This window comes from Streptomyces sp. NPDC050759 (assembly GCF_044456945.1).
Taxonomy (GTDB): Bacteria; Actinomycetota; Actinomycetes; order Streptomycetales; family Streptomycetaceae; genus Streptomyces.
Genome location: NZ_JBITGI010000013.1, coordinates 164,986 through 189,482 on the forward strand (window position 1 = coordinate 164,986; position 24,497 = coordinate 189,482).

General features: G+C 68.3%; 19 protein-coding genes and 4 pseudogenes. 14 read left to right on the forward strand and 9 right to left on the reverse strand.

Annotated features, from left to right (window positions below; genetic code table 11):
* Positions 1-116 precede the first annotated feature (116 nt).
* The 3 genes from ACIBJB_RS32765 to ACIBJB_RS32775 all read left to right on the forward strand — a co-directional run bounded on the left by ACIBJB_RS32765 (position 117) and on the right by ACIBJB_RS32775 (position 3,156).
* A complete protein-coding gene (locus tag ACIBJB_RS32765) occupies positions 117-590 on the forward strand; it encodes a hypothetical protein (protein ID WP_398935961.1) in 474 nt (157 codons plus the stop codon).
* 280 nt (positions 591-870) lie between these two features.
* Complete coding sequence (locus tag ACIBJB_RS32770) at positions 871-1,494, forward strand: hypothetical protein (protein WP_398935963.1); 624 nt, start codon at positions 871-873, stop codon at positions 1,492-1,494.
* A 642-nt stretch (positions 1,495-2,136) separates the two neighbouring features.
* Positions 2,137-3,156, forward strand: coding sequence for a hypothetical protein (locus ACIBJB_RS32775; RefSeq protein ID WP_398935965.1), 1,020 nt, complete (start codon positions 2,137-2,139; stop codon positions 3,154-3,156).
* 530 nt (positions 3,157-3,686) lie between these two features.
* Here ACIBJB_RS32775 and ACIBJB_RS32780 read toward each other — a convergent pair.
* The 3 genes from ACIBJB_RS32780 to ACIBJB_RS32790 form a co-directional block, all read right to left on the reverse strand.
* Positions 3,687-4,676, reverse strand: a complete 990-nt coding sequence (locus tag ACIBJB_RS32780; protein WP_398935967.1) for a cellulase family glycosylhydrolase — start codon at positions 4,674-4,676, stop codon at positions 3,687-3,689.
* Positions 4,677-5,424: 748 nt separating this feature from the next.
* The gene (locus ACIBJB_RS32785; RefSeq protein ID WP_398935969.1) at positions 5,425-6,093 is read right to left on the reverse strand and encodes a response regulator; all 669 of its coding nucleotides are present in this window, start codon (positions 6,091-6,093) and stop codon (positions 5,425-5,427) included.
* Positions 6,090-7,256: a sensor histidine kinase gene (locus ACIBJB_RS32790; protein WP_398935971.1), complete on the reverse strand. Its 1,167-nt coding sequence runs from the start codon at positions 7,254-7,256 to the stop codon at positions 6,090-6,092. The genes ACIBJB_RS32785 and ACIBJB_RS32790 overlap by 4 nt, the downstream gene beginning before the upstream one ends.
* 270 nt (positions 7,257-7,526) lie before the next feature.
* Here ACIBJB_RS32790 and ACIBJB_RS32795 point away from each other — a divergent pair, with 270 nt between their 5' ends.
* Positions 7,527-7,931 carry a hypothetical protein gene (locus tag ACIBJB_RS32795; protein ID WP_398935972.1) on the forward strand — a complete coding sequence of 135 codons (405 nt, stop codon included), beginning with the start codon at positions 7,527-7,529 and terminating at the stop codon, positions 7,929-7,931.
* 623 nt (positions 7,932-8,554) lie between these two features.
* Here the strand turns inward: ACIBJB_RS32795 and ACIBJB_RS32800 are convergent.
* A complete protein-coding gene (locus tag ACIBJB_RS32800) occupies positions 8,555-9,028 on the reverse strand; it encodes a hypothetical protein (RefSeq protein ID WP_398935974.1) in 474 nt (157 codons plus the stop codon).
* On the opposite strand from ACIBJB_RS32800, the gene ACIBJB_RS32805 reads away from it, so the two are divergent.
* The 3 genes and pseudogenes from ACIBJB_RS32805 to ACIBJB_RS32815 all read left to right on the forward strand — a co-directional run.
* Positions 9,027-9,650, forward strand: coding sequence for a UDP-N-acetylglucosamine--N-acetylmuramyl-(pentapeptide) pyrophosphoryl-undecaprenol N-acetylglucosamine transferase (locus ACIBJB_RS32805; RefSeq protein ID WP_398935976.1), 624 nt, complete (start codon positions 9,027-9,029; stop codon positions 9,648-9,650). The genes ACIBJB_RS32800 and ACIBJB_RS32805 overlap by 2 nt on opposite strands.
* 418 nt (positions 9,651-10,068) lie before the next feature.
* On the forward strand, positions 10,069-10,410 hold the full coding sequence (locus ACIBJB_RS32810; protein WP_398935978.1) for a hypothetical protein: 342 nt from the start codon (positions 10,069-10,071) through the stop codon (positions 10,408-10,410).
* Positions 10,411-10,417: 7 nt separating this feature from the next.
* Positions 10,418-10,789 (forward strand): annotated as a pseudogene (locus ACIBJB_RS32815) (transposase family protein); the annotation flags it as partial.
* Between the two features lie 33 nt (positions 10,790-10,822).
* Here the strand turns inward: ACIBJB_RS32815 and ACIBJB_RS32820 are convergent.
* Entirely contained in the window at positions 10,823-12,058 is a 1,236-nt protein-coding gene (locus ACIBJB_RS32820) for an IS110 family transposase (protein ID WP_398936220.1), read from the reverse strand.
* 405 nt (positions 12,059-12,463) lie between these two features.
* Here ACIBJB_RS32820 and ACIBJB_RS32825 point away from each other — a divergent pair.
* The 3 genes and pseudogenes from ACIBJB_RS32825 to ACIBJB_RS32835 all read left to right on the forward strand — a co-directional run.
* Positions 12,464-12,862, forward strand: a pseudogene (locus ACIBJB_RS32825) (transposase); the annotation flags it as partial.
* A gap of 64 nt (positions 12,863-12,926) precedes the next feature.
* Positions 12,927-13,131, forward strand: a pseudogene (locus tag ACIBJB_RS32830) (hypothetical protein); the annotation flags it as partial.
* A gap of 568 nt (positions 13,132-13,699) precedes the next feature.
* The gene (locus ACIBJB_RS32835; RefSeq protein ID WP_398935980.1) at positions 13,700-14,569 is read left to right on the forward strand and encodes a hypothetical protein; all 870 of its coding nucleotides are present in this window, start codon (positions 13,700-13,702) and stop codon (positions 14,567-14,569) included.
* A 127-nt stretch (positions 14,570-14,696) separates the two neighbouring features.
* On the opposite strand, the pseudogene ACIBJB_RS32840 reads toward ACIBJB_RS32835, so the two are convergent.
* Positions 14,697-15,113: pseudogene (locus tag ACIBJB_RS32840) on the reverse strand (transposase); the annotation flags it as partial.
* Between the two features lie 187 nt (positions 15,114-15,300).
* On the opposite strand from ACIBJB_RS32840, the gene ACIBJB_RS32845 reads away from it, so the two are divergent.
* Complete coding sequence (locus tag ACIBJB_RS32845) at positions 15,301-15,768, forward strand: hypothetical protein (RefSeq protein ID WP_398935982.1); 468 nt, start codon at positions 15,301-15,303, stop codon at positions 15,766-15,768.
* 410 nt (positions 15,769-16,178) lie between these two features.
* Here ACIBJB_RS32845 and ACIBJB_RS32850 read toward each other — a convergent pair whose 3' ends face one another.
* Entirely contained in the window at positions 16,179-16,367 is a 189-nt protein-coding gene (locus ACIBJB_RS32850; protein WP_398935984.1) for a hypothetical protein, read from the reverse strand.
* 728 nt (positions 16,368-17,095) lie between these two features.
* On the opposite strand from ACIBJB_RS32850, the gene ACIBJB_RS32855 reads away from it, so the two are divergent.
* Positions 17,096-17,398, forward strand: coding sequence for a transposase family protein (locus ACIBJB_RS32855; protein WP_398935986.1), 303 nt, complete (start codon positions 17,096-17,098; stop codon positions 17,396-17,398).
* A gap of 463 nt (positions 17,399-17,861) precedes the next feature.
* Here ACIBJB_RS32855 and ACIBJB_RS32860 read toward each other — a convergent pair whose 3' ends face one another.
* Positions 17,862-18,962: a hypothetical protein gene (locus ACIBJB_RS32860; RefSeq protein ID WP_398935988.1), complete on the reverse strand. Its 1,101-nt coding sequence runs from the start codon at positions 18,960-18,962 to the stop codon at positions 17,862-17,864.
* 328 nt (positions 18,963-19,290) lie between these two features.
* Between ACIBJB_RS32860 and ACIBJB_RS32865 the strand changes: the two genes are divergently transcribed.
* Both ACIBJB_RS32865 and ACIBJB_RS32870 read left to right on the forward strand, forming a co-directional pair.
* Positions 19,291-20,238, forward strand: coding sequence for a hypothetical protein (locus tag ACIBJB_RS32865; protein WP_398935990.1), 948 nt, complete (start codon positions 19,291-19,293; stop codon positions 20,236-20,238).
* A 419-nt stretch (positions 20,239-20,657) separates the two neighbouring features.
* Positions 20,658-21,626: an ABC transporter ATP-binding protein gene (locus tag ACIBJB_RS32870; RefSeq protein ID WP_398935992.1), complete on the forward strand. Its 969-nt coding sequence runs from the start codon at positions 20,658-20,660 to the stop codon at positions 21,624-21,626.
* 13 nt (positions 21,627-21,639) lie between these two features.
* Here ACIBJB_RS32870 and ACIBJB_RS32875 read toward each other — a convergent pair whose 3' ends face one another.
* Positions 21,640-24,474: a hypothetical protein gene (locus tag ACIBJB_RS32875; protein ID WP_398935994.1), complete on the reverse strand. Its 2,835-nt coding sequence runs from the start codon at positions 24,472-24,474 to the stop codon at positions 21,640-21,642.
* Positions 24,475-24,497: the final 23 nt, after the last annotated feature.

The following is a 24,497-nucleotide window of genomic DNA, read 5'->3' on the forward strand; positions in this document are numbered from 1 at the left end:
CAGCGGCACGACACCAGACTAAGCGTCCCGAGGCGGCGGTAAGTCATCAGATAGCGGGCTGGAAAACGGTTGGGCCCTGTGAGACAGGAAGTCGGTCACAGTCAGGGGGAGGAACGATGTGGTTCTGGCGGAAGCGGACCAAGAAGAAGCGGCTCACTTCGGTGGGTGTCTCGCTGACCGGCGTATCAGCGAACTGGGAGGCTGTGAAGACCGATCGGGGACGGGCCCTGGAGGTTCTGCACCGTCTGGAAGATCATCGGATGCTGTACGACGTGTACGAATCCGAGATCGCCGATCGGGTTGTCACTTCGGCTGAGCGTCTGCGGTCGTATCTCAGCGAGCAAATCCCTGAGTGCGAAACCATCGAACTGCGGAGCGGTCTTCGCGAGATTCAGGCAGCGGTGCGTCAGTTCCTTACCGGCATGAGCAGCAACCGGGCACGGCGGAACTGGAGCCCGTTCTCCAACGCATTGCGGCACTTGCGTAGGCGAGTGGGAACAGCCGTAGTCGAGATCATGCAGACCTTCGACATCCCCGTGGACGGGGATCTCGCTCGCATCATTGAAGCGGGCCGCCAAGCCGATCAGTAGCTCGGCCGGTGACCCGATCGTCAGCCGGGCGTCCTCGGCAGGGTCAAGGAGGGCATCGGTCTCGAGGCAGACGCAGATCGAGGCGCAGTCGAAGGCCGGCCATGTTGGGGAGGCGCCGCCTGCTCCCCACACGCTGGTGCTGGTCTCGCAGTTGCCGCCGCACTCCACGGTGGCGCGGCCGATCTGCCCGTACAGGACGAGGGTGCATGCGGAAGCGCCTCCTACCGGGGCAGGTCGACCCCCGGTAGGAGGCGCGGGGGCGTGCCAGCGTCTACGTTCCGTGATCCGTCTGCCTGGACAGGCCGGAATCTCCGAAGGCTGGTCTTCCGCCTTCATGACCAACGCCGTGGGCGGCATCATGTCCGGCATGGATCAAGGGGACGCTGCGGTGTTGGCGGCGGGGCTGGGGATCGCTGGAACGCTGGCCGCTGGGCTCATGAGTCCACTGCTTCAGGCACACACCGCGCGTCGTCAATCCCGGGAACAGGAGGCGATTGACATACGGCACCGACTCCGTGAGGAACGCCGCGTGGCATTCGCCGCCGTGCTGGACCAAGGGGAGACAGTCCAGCGGGCTCTCAGCGATTTCTTTGGATCCAGGGAATCCGAAGAGCACACAAGCAGGGCAGTTACGCAAAGCGAGTGGGCGCACGTGACTGAGACTCTCCACGCCTTGCGACGGGCGGCGACGGAAGTCGCCGTCACTGGTCCTGGGCATATGGCCGATCTGGCGGAAACCATCCACGCGGAAGCCCTGAGGCTCTCGGTAGCAACGCGCAGAGTGCTTGAAGCAGGCGATGACCCGCGCGCCGTACCGGTCATGGCTGACACGGGTACTCGCCTGGCCAATGCGCGGGGGGAGTTTGTTTCTGCAGCTCAAAAGGCCATGGCACCGCCAGAGTGACCGGCTAAACCGTTTCCCACAAAAGGCCCTGCGAAAGATGCCGAACGGTTCCCTGATCAAGAATCGGCGGGCATGCGGAAGACCCCCGGCCTGGGGTGGGTGGGGGCCTTCACGGGTGGGGCGCCGGCCACGACTTGAACGTGGTCCTGCCCCCTGGAAGGGGGCTGTGCGGCGGTTACACCTCCGCCGCGTGGGTTGATCGCGCCGCTGCTCAAACGATCAACCTGACTCGGATCGTACATGCGGGGTGCGGACTTTCACGGGAGGTGGGTGAGCACGGAATCCCGCTGGTGGGGCCCCTGGTTCCGCCTGTGGCCGCCTCGTTGCCCGGTCTTGGGGTGGTGGAGGGCTCAGGGGGTTGAGGGGCTTAGACGGGCATGCGGCCGGGGAACAGTTCGAGCTGGTCCGCGGTACGGTCCTCGGTCTGCTGGTCGGGCTGCGTGATCTGTCGCAGGGAATGCTGAGCACTTCTCGCTGACGACCGAGTGCCGGACCGCGCAGAACTGAGGCCATGGTGATCCGGGGCGTGCTACTCGCCGGTCCGACGCTACCGATGAGGCTACAACGGCATCATGCGGGGCATCCTGGGCTTACCGGCCTTTTCCGCTCGTGCTGTCGGACCGGCCGAGGAGGGGGAACAACATGAACGCCGACGACCAGAGGGGCCCCAGTCAGTGGGGCGCCACGTCGCTCGAGCATTTCGACCAGCTGGCTCGCGGGGTGCTGAGGGCTGCCCGCGAGGCGGAGAGGGAGCTGCGGCGAACCCCTCCGGACCCGGAGCAGCCGACATGGGCTCTCGCCGTCCTGGCGGGGCGGGCACAGGCGATGCTGGGGCATGACGGGCCGGCCCACCCGCCGGTCGGGGCCGCAGCGCAGAAGGAATTCGTCTGTACCTCGGTCAAACTCGCCGTGGACGCCCTGTCACATCGATGGGCAGAGGCTGACCTCGGCCTGACCGGCGTGGCAGGTCAGGCCGATGCACCGCATCTTGGGGAGCGCCAGACGGCCGACGCCTTCGACGTGCTCGGGCGGCTGATGCTTCCGAACTCCACACCCGAGGGCTGGACCGCCGCCGTCTTGACCGATCTGGCCCGCGGCGACGAGACGTGGGAGGCGGTGGTCAAGGTGGGCAAGTACATCCTGCACCCGACCTTCCTGGCCTTCGTCGACGACGCGACCCGTGTCGTCGGCGAGGCCGTGCACAACATCAATGTGCGCCGCCTGCGGGCGCGGGCCCACTTGCTGCGAGACCACATGGGCGCCGCTGAACCCTGCCGCCCGGCGGCGGGACGGGAGCAGACCCATACCGCCTACGAGATGCCAGTGCTACCGAAGGTCACCCACCAAATGACGAAGCGGCCGGAACGCCTCGCCAGGAAACGCCGCATCTTCAAGGGGGTACCGGAAGTGGAAAGCGGGCTGGACCCACAACGGGCCTGGCAGTCGCCGGAGTCTGACGAACCGATCATCACCCCGATCTTCAGTGTGCTCGACCCGCAACTGGCGTGGCAGCCGCCGGAGTCCGACGAACCGATCATCACCTCCATCTTCGCCAACGCGGACGCCGATGCACTCAGGATCGAACCCGATGTGTCACTGGACCTAGACGACCCGGAGTGCGGCGGTCGTGATCTGGGTGGCCGCAACCCGTTCAGCCTCTAATGGGAGCTGCCGAGCGCACTCGCACGTATTCCTTCGAGCCTCCGCAGACGGTCGCTCAAGATTCCCTCCGCAGACGGTCGCTCAAGAATCGATGAGGATGCTCAACCTGCACTGCGAGAGGCCACTGCGGCTGCTGTTCGAGGTGCTCGGCGATCGTTCACCGCCACCGGCCAACCGACGGAATGCGCTGACCTGCTGAAATGCGACCGTCGCCGGTTGGTGATCCCGAGTAGAAGTGTGGAGTTTCCCGGCGAACCGCCGTACGACCTGTCCACCGCGCTGGGTCTTCGGGCAGCCGCCGCCCTCCACCGGCGTTGTCTGGACGACGACGGTTCGCTGCGCGAGCGGGACGACGGCGGCGGCGATGCGGGTCGCCGAGCCGGGATGCGAGGCGCCCGCCGTGCCGCACTGGTAGCACCAGGAGGACATGACGGCCCCGACGGCTGCCGAGTGCGGGCATCCGTCGGGGCGCACGGTCGTGACGAAGAACATCAAGGCGGGGCGGAAGGCCCCCTCGGCCGTCTGTCCGGTTACAGGCCCCAGCCCCAGCGCAGTTGGGCCACGCCCGAGGAGTTGTTCACCGCCAGTCCGCTGCCGCTCTGCCGGGTGATCGAATAGCTGTCGCCCGAGCGCAGGCCGGGCCAGTAGACGACGCCCATCTGACGGGACCTCGTCAGGTCCGTGGTGGCGGCGAAGTACGCGGTGAAGGTGTTGCCGTCCTGGTTCCCGCCGTAGTAATTCAGCCCGGTCGTCATCGGGGCACCGGCCTCGTCGATGATGGTGCGGGACGAGTACGAGCCGAGCCGGTTGCTCAGGTTGGTGGTCCATGCCGAGCGGGTCGTGTCGGAGGCCCAGTATCCGTAGAAGTGCAGCGACAGCAGCGTGCCGTTCAGGGCGCCGGCCGCTCCGACGCCCGTGACGTTGTCGTTGTAACCGGTGCCGCTGATGAGGACCCGCCCGCGGGGGGTGCTCGAATGCCGGGACAGCCACGACGAGCAGAGCGACACCCAGTCGTTCAGGCTGTAACCGAACGGCTCGTTCATCGGTTCGAAGTAGACGTTGCCGTTGCTGCCGTAGTCGCTGATGACCTTGTCCCACATGGTGTTCCACGCGTTCATGTCATCGACTTTGCCGTCCTTGTTCGCTTCCCAGTAGCCGAAGATGACCTTCATGCCGTGGGACAGGGCCGAGTCGGCGGCTCCCTTGTACCGCGCCCACCAGTCCGAGTTGACGCTCTGTGGGTTGATCGGCAGCCGCACGGTGTTCGCGCCGAGCTGCTGCTGGAAGCCGCTGATGATGCCGTCGGCCTTGGAGCGGACGCTGTCGTAGCTGTCCCCGGCCGTGAGGCCGGTCGGGATCACCCAGCCGTCCACGTAATTGTCACGGCTGTCCGCCCAGTTGACTCCGCGGAAGGAGTTCGTGGCGGCGGATGCGCCATGGGACACCGTCAGCAGTGGTGCGAGAAGTGCTGCGACGACCAGGAAGGCCCGCAGACGGATGCGGGAGCGGAGGCGATTCACACGAACTCCATTGTTCGATTGCTCGATGTTTACGTAAACATCCGCCCTGACGTGGGGCTACCGAGTCGAAGGCGGGGAGGTTTCTGAATGCTGATCCTCCATCGATTCAGTGTCAAGAGCCTGTCAGGAGCCGTATCCCGTGTGACAGCGGCGAGTTGGCGCTGGCGACCAATGGGTGCGGTGCCCACCAGCGGATGGCGTCTGAGCTCAGCTCACTGGAATGGGGACGTCCCTCGTACGACGGCCTCACACAGTTCTTCGAGGCTGCTGCCATGGGCGGACGACGCGATGCCCATCTGGCTGGACTGACGGGCCCGGACACCTGTGGGACCTCAACTTGGGGAGCTGATCGGGCCCTCCACGACTGCCGCCCTGCGTCCCGGGCTACCGGCGGCCGGCTACGGGCGCCGGTCGGCGGGTGCGGTCGGGCAGGCGATCGCCGGGACAGCCGGCCATGGAGTGCGCCCGCGGCGGTCGACATCGACCATCCCCGACGGCGGATCGCCCTCCTTGAACAGGACCTCGCTGAGAAGCGGGGCGAGCTCGAAGAGCGGACGGAGGACATTGATGCCGCACGGGCAGCGAACCGGGAGTTGACCCGCGCGTTGAACCAGGGATCATGACGTCTTTGCTCTTCTTTGCCTGCAGGAGCACTGTTCCCGCATCTGCGGTCGGTGACGACAGAAAGATCTCGGCCAACACTCTTTCCCGCGTACATCGTTGCACCTTGAAACGTCGGTTGGAGCACCTACCGTCCCGGTGTCACGAGCCCTGTCTCGTAAGCCACCACCACGGCCTGTGCCCGGCTGTTCAGGTCCAGCTTGGCCATGGTGCGGTTGAGGTGGGTCTTGACCGTCGCCTCGCTGATGGAGAGCCGGCCGGCGATCTCCGGGTTGGACAGGCCGCGTGCGATGAGTTCGAGGACCTCGACCTCCCGGGTGGTCAACACGCCCAGGTCCGGCGGGGGTTGGGCGCGTGGTTCGAAGGAGGCCCGGTGGGCGAAGGCTTCGACCAGTCGCCGGGTCACAGTGGGCGCGAACAGGGCGTCGCCGGCGGCAACCGCGGCCACCGCGGCCAGCAGCCGCTCGGGGCCGGAGTCCTTGAGCAGAAACCCCGACGCTCCGGCCCGCAACGCCCCGTACACATACTCGTCGAGGTCGAAGGTGGTCAGGACCAGCACCCGGGGTGCGGGGGCGGCCAACTCGGCGAGGATGCGCCGAGTGGCCTCGATGCCGTTCATGCCCGGCATGCGGATGTCCATCAGGATCACGTCGGGCCGCGTCTTGGCGGCCAGTCGCACCGCTTCCTGGCCGTCTCCCGCCTCGCCGACGGCCTCGAAGCCGGGCGCGGCATCGAGCAGGCCGACGAGCCCGGCGCGGATGAGGAACTGATCGTCGACGACTAGGACTCTGGTCATCCCTTGAGTTCGCCCCTCCACCGTGCGGCAGTCGCCGACGTCGGCAGGGTCAGGCGGACCGCGAAACCCCCCTCGGCGCGTGGGCCGACGCGGATCGTCCCGCCGTAGAGCTTGGCCCGCTCCCGCATGCCGATCAAGCCATGGCCGCCATCCTCCGACACTCTGGCCGGAATCATCCCCTCTCCCTCGTTGGTGACGCTGACGGTCAGTTCGTGCGGGGTGTAGCGGAGTTGCACCCGTGTGCCGGCATGGCGGGTGTGTTTGAGGACGTTGGTCAGGGCCTCCTGGACGACGCGGTAGGCGCACAACTCGACGCCGGGCGGCAGCGGACGCACAGTGCCCTCGACGCTCAGCTCGACGGGGACACCGCCGGCCCGGACGCGCTGCACGAGATCGTCGAGCCGGGCGAGGGTGGGCATGGGCGCGGCCGACTCGGCGCCGCCCAGGTCGTCTTCCCGCAGGACCTTCAGCATGCGCCGCAGCTCCTCGAGCGCCTCCGTGCTGGTGTCCTCGATGGTGCCCAGCGCGCCCCGGGCCGTTGCGGCATCGGAGTCGAGGACGAACCGGGCCAGGCCCGCCTGCACGGAGATCACCGACATGTGGTGAGCGACAACGTCGTGCAGTTCCCGCGCGATGCGCCCGCGTTCGGCGGCGACCTCCTGGCGGGCCCGCTCGGCCTGCTCGGCCCGCAACTGCTCGGCGAGTTCCTGGGAGCGGCGGGCCAGCGTGCCGGACCACACCAGCACCGAGCAGTACAGCAGTGCCTGACCCACGACCAACCCCAAGGACAGCTGGTCACTGACCACACCGGCGTACACCCACTTGGCGGTCATCACCGCCGCGCAGCCGACGGCGATCCGCACCGAGTACACCGACACCACCGTGTACAGGGCGAGCAGCGAGCCGAACGCGGACGCCACCGGCCAGTACCCCAGGCCGATATAGACGACGCCGACCATCTGTACGGCCACGAAGACCACCAGCGGTGCCCTGCGCCGCAGGGCGACGGGCAACTGCGCCAGGACGAGCAGCGCGTAAGCGGTCGTGTCGGGTTCCGGCCAGCCCTGCCTCACCGACCCCTGTCCCAGCAGGACGGCCGCCGCAGTCATGGCGAGCGCAATCAGTGAGTCGACGACCGCCGGCCTGGGCGTACGCATGCGCATCGCCGCAGCGTAACGCCGGTGCTCACCGCGCGGCGTCAACCCTTCGAAGTACCGCGAAAGTTGAAGGAACGGCTGCCGCGGAAGTTGCGGGCACTGCGCGGCTACCGCGCACGGTGGAGCGGGAGTTCCACCCGGCGTGCGACGCGGCAGCTGCGCCGCCGCCTCTACCGTCATGGCACACCGGCACCGCCCGACCAGCGGAGCCACACGGTCCGCGGGCCGTTCGGGGGGCCCAACGGGGAACCCGGCCCGCGGGCGGAAGGAGCCAGCATGACTCTACGGAAGATCGTGTCCGGATGGTCGGCGTTCGCAGCGATAGGCGTCGTCGTGGCCAGTGCCCCATCTGCGGCTGCCGAGCCGGCAGTGCACGGATGTGCCTATCCGCGGGTGTGTTTCTACCTCACGCAAGCCCAATGGAACGCCAACAGCCCGACGGCCGCCTACCAGGATGCGGATTACAACCAGACGCTCGGCTCCAGCAGCAAAGGGGCGGATGTTGTCTACAACTCGCGCAACGACGACACGGTCCTGCTACGGGTCGGCAGCACAAGCACCGCCATCTGCCTCAACCCGAACGGCGCCGTGGACAACGACGCATCTGTCACGGTAACGGCGATCCGAATCCGGTCCACGCCGGCCAAGTGCAGCGGCATCTTCGAGACCTGGCCGTCGTAGCTGATCGCACCAAGCCCCTGCCCTGATGTGGCCCGGGGCCAACCACCGGTCATCGCCTGGACGGGCGATGGAGTGTTCAGCGAAACGAGGAGGGATTTTGAAGATCAAAACTCGGGCCTCAAGGCCGAAGAGGCTGACAGTACTCGCCGTATCGAGCGCCGCTGCCCTCATTGGCCTCACGGCCGCTCCGGCCGAGGCTCATACCTACAACCTGAGCACAACCGGCGCGGCGGGTGCAGTTGACTACTCTGCCAACGGTACGTGGGACATCTACGCCCGCGACAGTCTCACCGACGGCCACTGCGCTCGCTTTCAGGTGAAAGACTGGGACGACACCAGTTGGCGCTGGTACGACGACATGGTCTGCACGTCCACGGAACAGTGGGTAGGTATCGTCCAATCGGGCTGGTCCGTCCGCATATGCCGGACCGGAATCGGAAACTGCTCTGCGGCCCTCAAACTTTGAGCCGAGGGACCTGGCCCGAATACCAAGACCCGCACCCTGTGGTGCGGGTCTTCCCGCATCACTATCGGCTACCGCAATGAACGAGGCTGTCCGGCGGCGGGTTGGTCAGTGCCGTGGATGGCCATGAGTTGCTGCGCCGTGTGGTGGCCGCCGACCGTCATCTGCATCGCGTTTCGCGCCAGGTGTTGGGGGCCACCTTGAGCTTCGCGTAGATCGCGTGCTGGAAGGCCCTGGTCCGCAGGATCGCCACGGCCTGCGCTTCGAGCTCTTTGCGCTGGGCGGGCGTGCGTCTGGCCCGGCCGGACGGCAGGGGGATGCGGTGAGCGCGCCGGACACGGCTGATGGCCCTGTCGCGGGTGAGCCGGCCGACCGGCCGTCGGTGATCCACGCGGAATAATGGATAGCCCCTGGACGGGGCCGGCGCGTCAGCCGGTGGACCAGGCGCGCAACCGTGCGGCGACCTCCTGGACGCGGCGCCCTTGTGCTTGGCACGCGTGACGAGCGCGAGGGCCTCCTCCGGCTCGTAGTTCAGTGTGACTCCATTGGTGTTGAGGAACGTCTCGGCGACCAGCCAGGCGAAGAACTCGTTCTTCGCCTCCAGTGGTTCGTGCAGAGCGAGGCTCTCCAGCATGGCCGCCCCCTTGAGCCAGTCGCTGGCGTACACGCCGCGGCCCATGGAGTGGGCCTGGGTCCGGGTGCGGCCTGACCCGGCTCCCCCGGGCAGCCGAGGCCGTGGGCCCACGGTGTACGTCACCGGTGGCGCCCAGGGCTCGCAGCAGATCAACACGGTCGTGGCGGAGGTGCTGCCGTGGCTGCTGGAGTACGCGAACCTCGTCCACCAGTGCGGGCCCGACCACGTCGGGGACCTGCGTCAGCGGGCGGCATCTCTGCCGGTGGAGAGTGCGGGCCGCTCCTACGTGAGCGGGTTCGTCGGCGTGGAGCTGCCTGATGTCCTGGCGCTCGCGGAAGTGGTGGTCTCGCGCAGCGGGGCCGGCACGCTCGCCGAACTGACCGCGCTGGGCAAGGCGGCCGTGTTCATCCCGCTGGCCACCTCGGCAGGCAACGAGCAGGTGCACAACGCACGCCATTTGCAGGAGGCCGGGGCCCCGGTCACGCTGGAGTGCGACGTGACCGCGCAGCGATGCGGGACGTGCTGGGCCCGTTCCTTGCCGATGCCCACGTGCGGCAGGCGAAGGCGGAGCGGGCCCGGGCACAGGGCCGTCCGGAGGCGGCCAACCGGCTCGTGGCCGTGATCCTGTCCGCCGCTTCGGGAACTCGGGGTTGAGACCGGTGAGCTCGCAAGTTCAGGCGTCGCGTATTCGCGGCTGAGCCCGGATGGGGTTCGCGCTGAGTGATCGGCGCGAGCTCGGCGGCACCCGGAAGTCTGCTGGTCGGCGATGGGCATGATGGGCGGCGGCAAATCTCAGGTGTCTCAAGAGGAGCAGCCAGGGCGTTCAAGACCGGTGTCCCCGAACGGGACAAGTGGTGCTATTCGCCAGCTGTCGGCGTCGAACCGCTCCAGTTCGGTATGACCGTCGACGAAGTGGTCGAGGCGCCTGAGAGGTTCGGTCAGACGAAGGTCAGCGATTGTGCACAGGACTAAGGACTGTCCCGCAAAAGCTGGCGGGGCCCTCCGCGACTCGGACCTCACGCCTGTGGCAGCCTGCCGTCATGCCAGCCGAGCTGCGAGAACATGCAGGACGTCACTACGCCATCCAGTTCCACTACGCCTTGCCCGACGATGCCTGGGCTGTGGAGCTGAGCGAGGCGGTGCTGGCGCCAGCCGCGTGGGCCGAGAACCCCAACGCCGAGAGGCACCTGCCTGGAGCCGCCTTCTTGGTGGCGTTTGTCCCCGACGAGGATCCAGATCTGGAACCGACCGTCCACATCCACAGCCATGATGAACACGTCATCCCCTACGAGATCATGCGCTGGTTCATGGAGCAGGTAGCCGAGCAGGTCGAACGCTGCCGCATCGCGTTCGAGCAGGACGGGCGGGAAGCGGTGGAATGATCTTGCCGTGGCTGGTGTGATCACGGCACCGGAGCCGTCCTGGATAGCCCCGTTCACCGGGCTGAGCCCGCGACAGTTCGGGAAGCTGATCACCGCGCTGCGGCGCGAGGGGGCGGACGCAGTCCGCAAGGGCCGGCCGTGGAGCCTTCCGCTGGAGGACCGTGCCCTGCTGGTCGCGGCCTACTGGCGCACGAACCTGACCATGCGGCAGCTCGCGCCGCTGTTCGGGGTGTCGAAGTCGGCCGCCGACCGCATCATCGACCACCTCGGACCTGCGCTCGCCCTCCAGCAACGCAGCCGGTTCCGCAAGGACGCTGTGCTGATCCTGGACGGCACCCTGGTCCCCACCCGCGATCACCACGTCGCCGAGCGGTCGAAGACATCTCATGTCGCTGGTGGGTCAAGTAGGTGCTCAGGCAGCGAGGTCCACGGTTGATGTGAAGGCACGATCGGGGTCGAATAGCGTGCGGCGTTGCAGGCAGTGGTAGAGGCAGCCGAGCAGTTTGTTGAACAGGTTCCTGAGAGCTGCGGTGTGGCGTTCCCCGCCAGCACGCCGTCGGTCGTAGTGGGCGCGTGGAGCCTGTGTGCGGAGGGCTGCGAAGGCCCACATGTGCCCGGCTGAGGCCAGTCGTTGGTTCTTGACGGTTCGGGCCACAACGATGTGGCTGCGGCCGGAGGCCCGCGTAACGGGGGCCGCGCCGGCGTATGCCTTCATGGCTCGTGCGTCCGCGAAGCGTTCGCGGTCGTCTCCGATCTCTGCGAGGACGCGTGCTCCGGAGAGCACGGACAGCCCCGGGAAGCTGGTGATGATCTCGGCATCTGGGTGCGTGAGAAATGCTTCCTCTGTCGCGGCCGCGAGTTGGGCGACGCTGGTGCAAGCGGCATCGAGCTGCCGGACGAGCGCTGTTGCTTGGTGTCCCAGAGCCTGTTCGACCTGCGGCAGCTGCCGCAGGTAGTCCGCGCGGAAGATCTCCCTAAGCCGTTCGACCTCGGCTTCAATTCCGTGGCGTGGACGTTCGCCACGTTTGAGTAGTGCGCGTAGCTGACTGCGGGTGAGCTTGGCGGCGTCGGCCAGCGTGGGTGCGGCGGTCAGGATCACGCGGGCGCGTGGCGAGTCGAGGCCGGGTCTTCCGGGTCCGTGAAAGGCCACGAGGGCCGCCGGGTAGTACTCGCGCAGGTGTGAACGGAGCCGGTTGATCATTTGTTGCCGGTCCCAGACTGAGTCCTGGTGGGCTCGGGCCAGGGCAGCGATGGCCTGACCGGCTTCGCTGTCGTCAGGTAGGGGGCGGTGAGTGTGCCGGTCGGTGCGCAGGATGTTGGCCAGGACCCGAGCGTCGGCTGCATCGGATTTGGCTCGGGAGACGCTGGCGCGATCTCGGTATCGGGCGGCGGCCAGCGGGTTGATCGCGTAGACCTTGCGGCCGGTGGCCCTCAGGCAGGCGACAAGCAGCCCGCGAGGGGTCTCGATGGCGACCGGAATCGGGTCATCGACGCTGTCGCCGTGTCGGACCAGCAGTTCTATCAGCGCATGGAACCCTGCGCTGTCATCGCTGATCCGCAGCTTGGCCAGCTGGGCGCCGTCTCCGTCCACCAGAGCTACGTCGTGATGTCCTTCCGCCCAGTCGATGCCGCAGAAGATCGCGCTCAATGTCTTTACCTCCGTGCCGATGTGCGGTTTCAATTCCAGGCGGAGCACGCGGCGCTCTAATAGAAGTGCTCAAGGCACGCCATCTCATGAGCCGTTCGTGTCTCCAGCGACCGGCAGGGACCTCGGTCTGTTGAAGAGCTCTCGGGCTCGCGAACTGCTGAGAGGTCGGCCCCTGCCGGCGGGCTGGCGACATGAAACCTGTGATGCCAACGCTCCTGCCGGACGGGACCGGTCTTTGACGAGAGATCGAGGTCCCGGAACTACCGAAGGTCTCCGTCCGACAGGGCGAGGGGCAAGGCGGAACCGGTCTGACGACGGGGATCCAGTCCCGGAACGGGGGCAGGCTTCCACCTTGTGCAGCGGGCCCTTGCACTCTCGCGCTCGGGCTCACCGATGAGCTATTAGAACTACCGGTACTCCACCGCCCACCAGGTCGTCATCGACGCGGACACCCGTCTCGTCGTCGTGGTCGGCCAACCTCTGCCGGGCAACCGGCACGACTCCCGCGGCTGGGAGGAGTCCGGCGCCAAGGCTGCCGTCGGCAACACCACCACTATTGCCGACGGCGGCTACCAGGGCACCGGACTGGTCATCCCGCACCGAAAGGCGAAGAGACAGGCCGAACTCCCGGACTGGAAGGAGGAACACAACCGGTCCCACAAACAGGTCCGAGCACGGGTCGAGCACGTCTTTGCCCGCATGAAGACCTGGAAGATCCTCCGCGACTGCCGTCTCAAAGGCGACGGCGTTCACCACGCCATGCTCGGCATCGCCCGTATGCACAACCTCGCCCTCGCCGGATAGGCAAGCGGGCCACGGCTGTTCACCATGCCCAAGGCGACCAGAAGATCATTTACGGGACAGCCCTTACAGCGGCCAGAAAGTGAAACTCCAGTACCGCCCCAAGAACAGCACCACCTACACCACTCTTCAGACCGTCACGACTACCAGCACCGGCGAGTTGAAGACCACCGTCAAGGCCACCGCCGACGGCTTCTACCGCTACCGCTTCCCCGGAACCACGACCACCCCCGGCCATCAGCGCCGCCGGTGACTATGTCGACGTGACGTAAACCGCCCGACAGGAACCCTCGTCCTTGCCCGCGCTGTACTGCGGGCTCCGGCGCGGCAGGTCAGGAGGCCTGCTTGTCGCGCATGCTGACGTGACTGGGTGCCGTACTGGTGAACGCCGGTGGAGGCAGTGCTGCCCGCTCCCGCCCGCAGCCATCTCAACGCTGAATGAGAGGCGGCGCGTTCTCAGCAAGGCAGCGGACCGTGTCCAACCCCGCGCCATCCAGGCTCCAGGATGACCCGGTCCATGACCAACCGATCGCCGACCGGGTGCCCAGGCGCGGTCCGGACGCCAGGGGCCCAGTCTCCGGGGGCGAGGTCCAGGACCACTTCGCCGATGCTCGCCACTTCCCCGATGTAGGAGTCCATTGCCTCGAAGGGGCGGGCCGGACCGAACATCCGCACCCGCACGAACGACATCCGGCGCCTACCGCGACGTCCTGCACCGCGTCCAACGCATCCTCATCCAGGTCACTGTGCACGGACAGGTCCTCGGCCAGGACGTCCGCGTCGATCCGGGCCGTCACCGTCCACACGTCCAGCGTGTCCGTACACCTGGAGGGGGTGTTCGTGGGCGATGGCCGCGTCCTCTACGGCGAACGCGACCACGCCGAACTGGCCCTCACCAAGGGGCCCCTTCGCCGAATCCTGACCCTGACTCCGTCGAAGTCTGCGTGGTGTCTGACGGAGGGCCAGGAACAGCCGATCGGCTGCCACCTGTACGGTTCCGCCTCTCGCTGTTTTACTTGCGGAATGCGCTGGCGATACGGCAGTTCATGGTGTGTCGCCAACATCGCGTTCGGGTTGGTTCTCGTGGGTCTGGGCGCCTGGCGCATCGGGCCGGCGTACCACCGTGAGCACCAGCAACGGGTTGTGGCGGTGTGTATCGCCGAGCGTGGTGTCGAGCAGTGTCTGCCGGTGCGGACCGCCGCCATCACCAAAACAGTCAGGCTGAAGCAGACGTTCGGCGGAGTCATGCTGGACGTGTATCTCGACGGGGCCTCTAAGCCGGCGTTCGAGATCTCGCCGCACTGGAGCGAGCGGGACAGCTCGACACTGGTCGTCGCCGACTTGCAGGGCAAGGTGTGGGCCTGGCAGGAGAGCGCGCACCACCGGTGGGAAGAACTGTACAAAACGTGGCCGCTGCGGACACTCATCTATCTCTCAGTGATCCTGGTCGGCGGCTGGTTCGTACTGAACTTCGCAAGCGAGCTGCTCATCGTGGGGCACAGCCGGTACAGAGAACTGGCCGAGCGGTTGGTCGCCCTGTACAGCGGGGTGAGCTTTGCGGGGACGGCGATCCTCGCCGGGTTCTCCTTCTCCTGGATCTTCGGGCTGGGGTCCATCGCCGTCGTGGCGCTGGCCGTCGGTGTCAACGGCGCGGACCTCTGGCGCCATTGGCAAAGCGCCTGGCGCCGAGCCCGCCGTGTACCGGGCTGACCGTATCTGTATCCGTACCCGCACCCGCTCCCGTGCAGGGCGGAAGCCACTTCTGCCGGGCGCACGGCGCGGCGGGCAGGCCACAACCTCACACGCCCCCACACCATGAGAGGTAGCTTTCTCCCTCTTCGGAGCGGGCAGGGAGGGTCTCGTAATTTCTCGCCAAGCGGCGGTGGAGCATCAGCCAGCCGTACGTCCGCCCGACCGTCCACCGCTTCGGGATCGGGGTGAAGCCCCTGGTCCCGGGGGTGCGGGCGGTGATTTCCAAGTCGATGCCGAGGGTGGCGGCGTGCTCGACGAAGTGCTTGCGATAGCCGCCGTCGACCTAGACCTTGCGGATGGTGGGCTGGGTGGCGGCGACCTGGCCGAGCAGTTGGGTGCCGGCCACGGAATCCTGGACACTGGCCGCGGTGACCAGCACCGCGAGGAGGAGGCCGAGGGTGTCGGTCACAATGCTGCGCTTCCTGCCCACGATCTTCTTGGCGTTGTCCCTGCCCTGACTTGAGGCTGGGACGCTGGTGGAGGTTTTGACGCTCTGCGCGTTACGAGCCGTGGTCCACCACGGAAGATCAAGATGCTGCAGTATCGGGCCCCGGCTGCTCGACGGCTGTCTCATCGGCACCGGCCCGGCGCTCGACGCGTGACCAGCTCGGGAACCTGCCACCCGAACGCGCGTTCAGTAGCATCGCGTCGCCTGGATGAAGTTCCCGCCCGACGAATCGAGTGAGCCCGTGAGTGACGACGTCCTGTCTGTGATTCCGACCGACCCGCACTGGCAGCCCGAGCAGGCCGCGGCTGACCGTACTGCGTCGATCGTGGAGGACCTGACCCCCGGGCTCCCCGGCGGCGCCGACGTCGAGATCGACGTCACCTGGCACGACACACTCACCGTTGTCGACTGTGGTCAGAATCTGCAGAAGATCGGTTGTCCCCACTGCGGCGCGTCGATCGACACCGAGTGGTGGGGCGACCTGCTCGAAGCCCACTGCGACGACGGCTTCGCAACCCTCGCGGTGGTGGTCCCCTGTTGCGGCGCCGCGACTTCGCTGGATGCAATGGACTACGACTGGCCCTGTGGCTTTGCTCGATTCGAGATCGCCATCTGGAACCCCGAGCGCGCCTGGTTCAGCGACGAGGAACTGGCCGCCATCGGAGGCGCCCTCGGACATCCAGTGCAGCAAATCAGGGCCCACATCTGACACACCTCAGCCCGCGAGACCCGACATCACGAGTTCAAGTTCAGTAGCCACCTACCTGCGGCCCTGAAGCCGCGCATCCTCGGCCGCGATCTGTGCCATCAACGCGCGTGCCCCACTGGGGTCGATACGGGCCGCGCTGCGCGGCCGCGCTCCGTCGGCCGGCTGCCGACGGGCCCCCTGCAGCGGGGCGTACAACTCGGCCCGGTTCCGGGCGCGCGGCGCCGTCCTCCGCCGCCATGTCCATGGACGCCTCGGCGGCGTTCAGCATCCGCCTCAGCGGCCGGGAGTGCGGGTCGACGCCCTGGAGGGCGAGACTCCCGTGCCACGCCTGACAGCCTGCCGCCATGGAGTCGAGGAGTCGGAAGACAACGTAGTAGGGCGGTTACCACCACCCCATACAACTCGACCACTCATTCCAGCAGTTCGACGATCACGCGGGTGGACAGGCGGAGCGCGTCGGCCACGCGGGCGCCTTCATGCTGGGCGGCGAACTCCTCCGCCTGGTCGAGATCCTGGAAGGACTCCAGCGTCTCGCCGTCTTTGACGACGTTAAGCCGCAGGAAGAGGTCCGCCGGAGTCTTCGACCATCTGCCGGGCAAGGAACAGGCGCAGCGCACGGACAGTGCGGCGCACGTCCTTGGGTTCGGCTTCGGCGAGGTTGTCCATGTCGACGCCCTTCGCCAGGATGGATCCTTGTCTCCCGCTCCGCGCCCGGCCCAAAACCAGCGACGCAAGGAGAAGCGCAGTGGTCGAGCGGTCTCACGCCCGGCCTGGAACGATCACGTACAGAAGCCGCACCCAGCCACCCGAGAGGTCTATCTCGGCATGTGCGTCTCTGGACGGGCCCATAGGGCAGGGCTTCGGCGTGGTCGCAAGATGTCCGGTTCGTGATCGTGCGACGCCGCTGACGCCCTGCCGCGTGCGGGCTTGGGCCGGCTGCCATTGATCAGTCGCATGGGGACCGGTACAAGTGACGAGTGACAGAACCTCTTGTTCCTCGCCCGGATGGCCGCGTCGCGTCGAAGCCGGGACGGTGGACCCAGCAGTCAGCGGGTGCGATGTTCGCCGCTGTCGCGGCATTCCTCCTCACTCGCGACGTCACGTTCGGGTTCTTCAGGCAGACGCTGCCCGACCGGGCGTACACCGCTACGGTCCTCACGGGACTTGCTGTGTCGGCTGTCGCCTACGGCCTTGCCGTGTTGTGGCTCAGGCGATTGCCCTAGCAGGCCTCACGGGAGGCTTCAGCGTTGCTGCAGGGCGTCCGGTCGGTGAGAATCCGTCGCCTTGGCGGTCATCCGGGAGTTGACAGGCACTGGCTCTCAAGAGCATGGAGTTCTCTGCCCCCGTTGTCCAACTGGAAGACCGTGCCTGCCGACGCATCGACCAACTGCGGGAGAATCCGCAGGTCGGTCCCGAAAAGTTCCCGGGCCTGGTGGAGCGGCTGGCCGCGGTGCCGGACCCGCGTGGCCCGCGCGGGGTGGGCCACCGCCTGGCCGTCGCGTCCGCCCTCACCGCGTGCGCGGTGCTGGCCGGAGCGACCTCGCTGCCGGCGGTCGGCGAATGGATCGCCGATGCCCCTGGACGTGCTGGAACAGGTCGGTGTCGCCAGCCGGCCGCTGTGCAGCCATGATGCTGCTTTCCGTCTGCCGTGATCTTTCCGCCTGCCATGACGTACGCCGTGAGATAACAGCCTTCGTCAAGCTGTTGACCGTCTCCGTCCAGAACGCTGAAGTAGGCTTTGAACTTCGCCGTGCCGTTTCCGGCCGTTGACAAGGTCCAGGGGCCGACTTTTTCGTAGCTTCCGCCGTCCATGATCTGAACCGAACCGATCTTTCCCTCTCCAGAGACCGTTCCGGTGGGATCACCCGGTGTGTCCGAGGGGCTTGAGGGCGGTGGAGAACCTGGCTGCGCAACAGATGGGGGCTCCCCTCGGATCCGGCCGCGAGGATCACCTCGCGCTCCGCGCGGACCGAATCGGTCGGCGCCCGGTGCCGTGATCGAGGATGGGGCGAGTGGCGGGGGCGTAGCCCGCCGATTCCGCGTGACGCTGATGTCGGTGAACCGGTGGCGGCAGCACGATTTGTCGGCGGCTTCTACCGCGCGTGCCACATCAGGGTCTTCGCACCCTTGCCCTCGCCCGTGAACGACACCATCGCCGGGCGGTCACCTGCGGGGAGCAGGTGGACGGTGCACAGGGTGAGGGTTGAGTTCGGCTCCAGGCGGGTGTGGGGGACGCTGCCCCGGCACTGGTCGATGCCCTGGCCCTCGGCGGCGCGGAGGTCGAACAGCGGTGTCGGCTGGACCTCGCGGCCGGCGGCGGTGCGCAGTCCGACGCCGTCGTCCATGGACGGCAGCAGCTTCTCCGTGCCTGCGTTGCGGTACTCGAAGGTCACGTACCAGGGCACGAGGTTCTTCTGGGTGTCGCTCAGGTCGTAGTCCCCGAGGTCGTTGAGGCTCCCGGCGCGCACGCTTTTCGGGGTGACGCGGATCGGTACGGTGCCGCTCTTGGTGGTGACGTCCTGGTACGTGGAGTCGGCGGTCGTGCCGGCAGCCAGCAGCCTGCCGCGGTCGTCGTCGCCGGTGCCGTCGCCGACTTTCCACAGCAGGGTCTTGCCGGAGTCGTCGGCGTAGGCAACGGTGGCGGGCGTGTGCCCCTTGGGCAGCAGCACCAGCTGGCACACCGTGGCCGTGGCGGCGGGCGCCACCGAGGCGGGGCCGGCCTGGTCGCAGTTTTCGGGCAGGTAGGAACTGGTCGCGGTGGCAAGGGGATTGCTGTTCCACAGGGAGGTCGCCTTGCCGGGCGTTCCGTCCGCGAGGGTGACCGTGAAGTTCGCCTCCGGGTCGGGCTGGGCCAGGGCGGCCGAGCCGGTGTTGGTGTAGGTGACGGTCAGGTAGTACGGGACCATCCCCGTCAGGTCCTCGTCCAGCTGGACATGGTCGAGAGCCGCCGCCGTGCCGCGCGCGAGCCGTTTGGGCGCGAGCGTCAGCTGATGGGCCGTGCTCTGGTCGGTCCACGTGGCCTTCCGTGCGGTCGACTCCACCGGTAGCGCCGTGGCCGCGGCGGGTGTGCCCGCGGCCTTGCCGGAGCCTGACTCGCCGCTGGTGGAGTCTCCACCGGTACTCCCGCAGGCGGTGGCGACCAGCGCGAGCAGTCCGACTCCTGTGATCGCGGCCATCGTTGTGCGCGTCCGCATGTGCACCCCCGTGCCGTTTCGCTTGTCTGTTCGCGAGGCGATCAGCCTATGTGGCGCACGACGACGGCTTATCACATGGTCACCACAGCAACAGTCGTGTCGTCCCCGCAGGGGGGCGATTGAGCAACCGCCCAGCCACGAGGCCGACGAGACCCACAAGGTCTCGCTGTCGGTCTGACCGACTGACGGTCTGGCACCTGGTCCGCGGTGCCACGGTCCCCGCGTCCGCCCGTATTCTCTGATGACCTACCTACCGGTCGCTGCCGCCGATAGAGTCCGCCACGGAGGACTGACCGTGACGCGCATACCCAGACCGGCTGTAGCGCTCATGTTGGCTGCCTCGGTTGTCGCGGTGACGGCGCTCGCCGGGTGCGGGGAGCAGAAGTCCGCGCCTGCGGTAAGGAGCCCGTCGGCGAGCGGGCTCACACCCGCACCTCACCCGGTCATTCATCTCCGTGCGGACGGCAACACCCTGGTCCCCGGCGGCCCGCCCCTCCCCCTCCACCTCACCGTCACGGGCCTCACCGCCGGCCAGGCCGAGCGACGCCAAGTGGCGCTCTACATCGGGACCGTCCCCGACGGACTCCAGATCCGCGAGAACGGTTCCTGGCACGATGTGCCGCTGCAGTGGACCAACGAGCAGGACGACAACGGAGAGTTCGCCGCCGTCGTGCCGCTGTCGTATCGCGGCAAGGCACGGACGGAGCTCGACTTCCGGCTGTTCGCCGCTGACCAGCGCACCGACGACGTGGAGGGCAAGGTTCCTGCCGTGACCACCACGGTGGCCGCGGAGATGTCCAAGGATGCCCGTTTTGCGGATATCCACCCGGCAGCATCCGCGACGCGCCTGCTTCTTTCCATCGACCCCACACATCTCACCATCATGGTCCCGCAGATACTCCGGGCGACCGAGGGCGGGACACCGGTGGAGTGGTACGTGCGGGTGCGCAACGCCGCGGGCAAGCTCACTCGCTCCCACCTCCGCATCTCGATCTCCCTCGCCCACGGAGAGATCAGCCAATCCATGCGACAAGTGCACTGGTCGATCAACCGCGAGGGCCGCTGGGCCGACCTGACAGGCCGAACACACGTGGAGACGGACGAGTTCCAGCTCAAGCCCGGGGAATCGCGGACCGTGCGGATCCGCCTCGCTCTGCCGGCCGAAGCCAAGCCCAGCAGGTCCGACGACGTCGGCGCCGTACTGTGGGCGCGGTCACGGCCCCTTGGTGGCCCTCCGACCCGGATCAGCCGTCGGGCGTCACACGCGACGCTATGAGCACGAACATTCTCATCGAACGCTGACCCGAGAAGGACAACCCCTCGTGGGCCGACCTGGCGCCTTACCGGACTGACCGGGGCACGAGCCCGGAAGAGCGAAATCCACCCCAGACTCCGGGTCGTACAACAGGCCTGGCTCCAGGAACTCGCGCACCCCCGCCCGCCCTCACCGCACCAAGGTGGTGGCGTTCACCGAGGAGAGGAGCAGCCATCGTGTGGTGAAGCGCGCGTACACGGTGGTCGGTTGCGCGAACAGCTCGGCGAAAGCGCGGTGCCCTCCCCCACTGACCCGGCCAAGTGTGCCCTCGTACAGACTTCCGCATTATCCTGACGACCGCCTGACAGCGTTGTCCGCAGACCTCATCTCCTCGGGGGGCCGTTGTGCCAGTTCACGAACAGCCGTCCGCGGTACCGGACTTGGACGAGCTGCGTCGGCGGGCGGTGGCCACCGCCGTCCCGCAACGTGAGGCGGGGCTGGTGGTCTGCGAGAACCTTGTGCGGATCTATCAGACCGGGGGCGTCGAAGTACAGGCTCTCCAGGGCCTCGACCTGACGGTGGCCCAGGGCGAGATGATCGCGGTGATCGGGGCCTCCGGCTCCGGCAAGTCCACCCTGCTGGGCATACTCTCCGGCCAGGACGTGCCCAGCGCGGGTGCCGCCGAGGTCGCCGGACACGACCTGCTGGCGATGAAGCGCCGCGAGCGGCTCAGCTACCGGCGCCGCACGGTGGGCTTCGTCTGGCAGCAGACCTCCCGCAATCTGCTGCCTTACCTCTCGGCGGCGGAGAACGTGATGCTTCCCATGACGTACACCGGGATCAAGCGGTCCCGGCGCCGGGGCCGGGCGGAGGAACTGCTCGATCTGCTGTCCGTCGGGCACTGCCGGGACCGTACCCCCGACACGCTCTCCGGTGGCGAGCAGCAGCGGGTCGCCATCGCCGTCGCCAGCGCCAACGAGCCGCGCGTGCTGTTCGCCGACGAACCCACCGGCGAACTCGACACCGCCACCAGCGACGAGGTCTTCGCGGCGCTGCGCCGGGCCAACGAGGACCTGGGTGTCACCGTGGTCGTGGTCACCCACGACGCGCTGGTGTCCGAGCAGGTGCAGCGCACCGTGGGGATCCGCGACGGCCGCACGTCTACGGAGGTACTGCGCCGTGTCGCCACCGGTGAGGACGGCGTCGAGGTGCTGAGCGCCGAGGAGTACGCGGTACTGGACGGCAGTGGTCGGCTGCAGTTGCCGGGTGAGTTCACCGAGCGGCTGCACCTGCGCAAGCGGGTGCGGCTGGTCCTGGAGAGCGACCATGTCGGTGTGTGGCCCGACGAGGCCGCGCGCCGGGCACGGTCCGCCGCGCAGGACGCGGCCGGCGGTGGCCCCGAACGCTGATCGCGTCGAGGCTTCACGCGAGGCGCAGTACGGCTCCCAGTCCGCGCCGGCGGGCGAGGACGGCCTCGGTGACCGCGGCGGCCAGGATCAGCGCGCTCACGCCGGCGACGAGGGCGACGGTCAGTGAGTGGTCGGTGTGCAGCGCCGGTTGGGCGGGGCCCCCAGTGAACTGCTGCAGGTCCAGTGTCCGCGCCAAGAGCCGCGGTTCGAGCAGCCCGAGCAGTGTGCCGCCCACCGCTGAGGCGACCGCCAGCGGCAGCAGTTGCAGGAAGTGCAGTGTCGCGGCTTCCCTGCCGCCGAGTCCGAGGGTGCGCAGGAACGAGGTGGTGCGGCTGCGCTCGTGGGAGGTGAGGGTCAGTTCCAGGATGAGCGCGAGCAGGCCCGACAGGGCGGCCAGGATGGAGCTGGTGGTGTAGATCGTGCCGAGTCCCCGCGTCAGGCCGTCGGTGCGCAGGGCGCTCAGCGTCTCGGAGCGGACGCGGATCCGGGCCAGTGGGCCGAGCGCCTTGGCCGCCGCCGACCGCAGTGCGGCGGGTTCGGCGGTGGCGGGAGTGTCGCCCTTGAGGAGCAGGACGGTGCTTCCCGAGGACTGATGGGGTATCAGCTGCTCGGCTGCGGTGGTGGTGATCAGCATCGGCGTCCCGGCGGGGATCTGCGCCGTGACCGGCCCGAGGAGCGGGTCGCGCAGTTCCGCGGCGGTGAGGGTGCCGACCGGCTTGAAGTTCAGGTCCCTTGGGCGCTGCCTGTCGGGCACGACGGTGGCGGTGAATCCGCCGGTGCGCTCTCTCGCCCGCAGGCCGGGCGAGAGGAGGGACGGCAGCGGGGCGTTCGCGTCGGCTCGGGCTCCCGTCGGGGTGGTCAGCCGGGCCAGCAGGGTTCCGGCCAACGGCGACTTCGGGGCGACGGCGGCCAGTTGCCGGGGATTCACGGTGATCACGGCGACCGTCGATATCACCGCGCCGTCGGTCTGTCCTGTCATGCTGAGGGTGTACACATGCTGGACGGCGGTCCGTGTTCCGGAGGTGCCTCTGTCCGGTGCTGAGGTCACGGTCCCGGCCGCGGTCGCGCTCGCGTCGGCGCCGGTGGTCCAGGCCGCACCCGTGGCCAGGCCGTCGTCGATCGTACGGTGTACGAGGCCGCCGAACACGGCCGTCCCCAGGGTCAGGACCAGGACGAACAGGGCCAGCCCGGTCGCCGGGGCGTCGTGGGCGGCCCGGGCCGCTCCGACGAAGCTCACCGCTCCCCGGCCGCGCCGGACCCGCCGCAGCACCAGGCGCAGCACGAGCGGGTAGATCCGAAGCAGGATGAGTACGACGGTCAGCGCGACCAGCACCGGCACCGCGCCCAGAATCCCGTCGGGTCCCTGCGAGCGCAGCGCGACCACGCCCGCCGCCGTCGTGACCAGCATCGTCAGCTCCAGGACCACGCGCCGGCCGATGGCAATGTTCCGGCGTGAGCGCCGCAGTCTGCCGGCTCTGCGCGGCTCACGGACCGCGAGCCAGGTCAGCAGCGGCACCGTCAGCGCCACCACCGCTGCGGCGAGGGCGGCGGTCATCGGTTGCGGGGATCCGGACGTGCCGGTGGGAGCGAGGCTCCCTCCGGCCGCCCAGCCGAGCAGTGCGGCGATCAGGATTACCGGCCAGGCCACGGCGCAGCGCAGCAGCACCAGCCGCACGGTGGACGCGCCCCGCGCGCGCTGCAACCGCAGGTGCGCCTGTCTCCGGCGCAGCAGCAGCCGTACCGCGACGGTGACGGTGGCCAGTGCTACCGCGGCCAGCGCGTCGACGGCGAACGTCGCCAGTTCCCTGGCCTGTTGGTCCTGAGCGGTGAAGTCGGCGAGCAGTGGCGTCAGGGAGTCGACCACCAGAAGTTCCCCGGTGGCCTGGCCGCCGACATGGCAGCCGAGGTCGCTGGTGATCGGGTCGACTCCCTGGCACAGAGCGTCGCTGAGGACCGCGCTGTAGTGGGACAGCGGGCCGGTCAATGCGCGGGCCTGGTCGAGCGCCGCTCCGGACAGGTCGGCGCGCACCTGCCAGGTCACCCGGGGGCCGCCCACCCCGGCGCCGGCCAGCAGGTCGGCCGCGTCGAGGCCGACGAGGCCGCGGACGGCGAGCACGGTGCCGGCGGAGTGCTCGGTCGGGTAGCGGGACGGCTGGTCCAGCGTCTCGCGGCCCGCCCAGAAGCCGTCGGTCGCGGCCGTGGTGCGGTAGACCCCGCTCACCACCAGCTCCGCGCGGGGCGGTGCGTTCTGTACCCCGAGCGTCTTCGCGAACTCGAGGGTCAGCCGGCTGCCGGCCCGGACGCCGAGCGCCTGTGCGGTGGCCTGCGACAGCCCGATCTGGGGCGCGGTGCCCAGCGGTGTGTGGTCGGCCGGCGCATGGCCGCTGACGTAGTGCAGATGGGTCCGGGCGGACGGCAGATAGCTGACCCGCAGGTGGGTGCTGGTGTTCGCCGGTCCCGGCGGCGCCGGCGAGATCAGGGACGCCTGGTTGTAGTCGTAGCTGCCGCCGGTGATGGTCAGCTGCCGCGCGGCGGGGCCGCTGAGCTGCTCGGTGAGGGTGCGGCCGGCGTCGAGCAGGCCGGCCGCGTCCATGGCGGGCGGCACGGTCCCGAAGACCTCGGGAGTGGTGCTCAGGCTGATCAGGGGTGCTTGGGCCTGCGAGGCGTGGACCCGCTGCCGCAGTGCCCGGTCCTCCTGACCGCCCGCGTAGGCGGGGAGCCACGCGCAGAGCGCTGTCAGCGCCAGGACGACCACCGCCAGGCAGGCCAGCAGCGGCAGATCGCCGCGCGTCTCCTTGCGTATCAGGCGCCGCGTCACCGCCCCGCCCGCGCCGACGGTTCGCGTCACCGTCCGCCCTTTCCGGTCGTGTC

Excerpts from the sequence above, each read along its gene's own strand:
- ACIBJB_RS32810 (WP_398935978.1), top strand. The coding sequence starts at position 10,069 with ATGCCAGCCGAGCTGCGAGAACATGCAGGACGTCACTACGCCATCCAG.
- ACIBJB_RS32800 (WP_398935974.1), bottom strand. The coding sequence starts at position 9,028 with ATGCTGGAGAGCCTCGCTCTGCACGAACCACTGGAGGCGAAGAACGAG.
- ACIBJB_RS32785 (WP_398935969.1), bottom strand. The coding sequence starts at position 6,093 with ATGACCAGAGTCCTAGTCGTCGACGATCAGTTCCTCATCCGCGCCGGG.
- ACIBJB_RS32775 (WP_398935965.1), top strand. The coding sequence starts at position 2,137 with ATGAACGCCGACGACCAGAGGGGCCCCAGTCAGTGGGGCGCCACGTCG.
- ACIBJB_RS32865 (WP_398935990.1), top strand. The coding sequence starts at position 19,291 with ATGTTGGCTGCCTCGGTTGTCGCGGTGACGGCGCTCGCCGGGTGCGGG.
- ACIBJB_RS32790 (WP_398935971.1), bottom strand. The coding sequence starts at position 7,256 with ATGCGCATGCGTACGCCCAGGCCGGCGGTCGTCGACTCACTGATTGCG.
- ACIBJB_RS32860 (WP_398935988.1), bottom strand. The coding sequence starts at position 18,962 with ATGCGGACGCGCACAACGATGGCCGCGATCACAGGAGTCGGACTGCTC.
- ACIBJB_RS32795 (WP_398935972.1), top strand. The coding sequence starts at position 7,527 with ATGACTCTACGGAAGATCGTGTCCGGATGGTCGGCGTTCGCAGCGATA.
- ACIBJB_RS32765 (WP_398935961.1), top strand. The coding sequence starts at position 117 with ATGTGGTTCTGGCGGAAGCGGACCAAGAAGAAGCGGCTCACTTCGGTG.
- ACIBJB_RS32855 (WP_398935986.1), top strand. The coding sequence starts at position 17,096 with ATGGAGTTCTCTGCCCCCGTTGTCCAACTGGAAGACCGTGCCTGCCGA.
- ACIBJB_RS32805 (WP_398935976.1), top strand. The coding sequence starts at position 9,027 with ATGGCCGCCCCCTTGAGCCAGTCGCTGGCGTACACGCCGCGGCCCATG.